Here is a 1,157-nt window from a genome sequence, read left to right as displayed (position 1 = left end):
GATACCAGTTGCGGTTGCGACCCCTTGCCCTTGCTGCCCCCAATCACATTTATCCAACCCCAGCCAGAGCCCATACTCAACTTCGACTCGAACGCCGCCCAACTCATCGACATCCAAAACACCAGCATCGGCACTCCCGGAAACGATTCCTTAACAGGAAACGAAACCAACCAACTATTTCTTGCCTTTGGTGGCGACGACACAGTATTAGGTGAAGGCGGCAGCGATCTCATCTTCGGCGAACAACAGCGAGACTTCATCGCCGCCGGTAGAGGCAACGACATCGTTTACGGCGGCAAACAAACCGATGCCGTATTTGGGGGCAAACAAGACGATCGCCTGATTGGTGATCGCAACTCCGACACATTGTACGGCGATCGCGGTTCTGACACCATAGTCGGCGACAACGGCAACAACATTGACTTAAGCGACAACGACAGCGACCTAATTTTCGGCGGTTCTTCCGGCGACGCCATTGCCGGCACTCAAGGTTCGGACACGATTTACTCCGGCAAAGGCCCTGACATCGCCTATGGTGGCATCGACAACGACCTAATTTGGGGTGACAAAGGCCCAGACACCCTTGACGGCGACAACGGAGACGACTCTTTGTTTGGTGGCGTACTCAACTCCCTAGACAGTGACCCCGACGGCTTCGATTTGCTGACAGGAGGAGATGGCAACGACTTACTTCACGGCCAAGAACAAGACGACACCTTACGAGGTGGTAACGGACGGGATTTGCTGTTTGGAGGCAAAGGGGGCGATCGCATTTTCGGCGAAACTGACTCGGATACTCTCTACGGCAATCAAGGTTCCGACACCATCATCGGCGACTACGGCACTCCAGGGGGCAGTACAGTTGCGACTGATGAAGGCGATTTAATTTTCGGCAACGACATCGGCGACATCATCGGCGGTGGCAGCGGTAACGATAGCATTTTTGGCGGCAAAGGTCATGACTTAGTTTACGGTGGCAAAGACAACGACCTGATTTGGGGCGAACTCGGTTCCGACACGATTGTCGGCGACGAGGGAGAGGATTCGCTTTATGGTGGCTTGCAAAACGAGTTAGTGTCCGATGTTGATGGACGCGACTTGCTATTTGGGGGAGATGGAAATGACTTTCAGGGTGGGGGTGAGAGTTCCGACTCTCT

Annotated in this window: 1 protein-coding gene; it reads left to right on the top strand. The window is 54.1% G+C overall.

The window, feature by feature from the left end:
- A partial coding sequence (locus tag QUA90_RS30360; RefSeq protein WP_333448792.1) for a calcium-binding protein occupies nucleotides 1-1,157 on the top strand: 1,157 nt, incomplete at both ends.

This window comes from Microcoleus sp. D3_18_C4 (assembly GCF_036702355.1).
Lineage (GTDB): Bacteria > Cyanobacteriota > Cyanobacteriia > Cyanobacteriales > Microcoleaceae > Microcoleus.
Note: the sequence above shows the minus strand (reverse complement) of the source record. Positions and strands in the feature narration are given on the sequence as shown.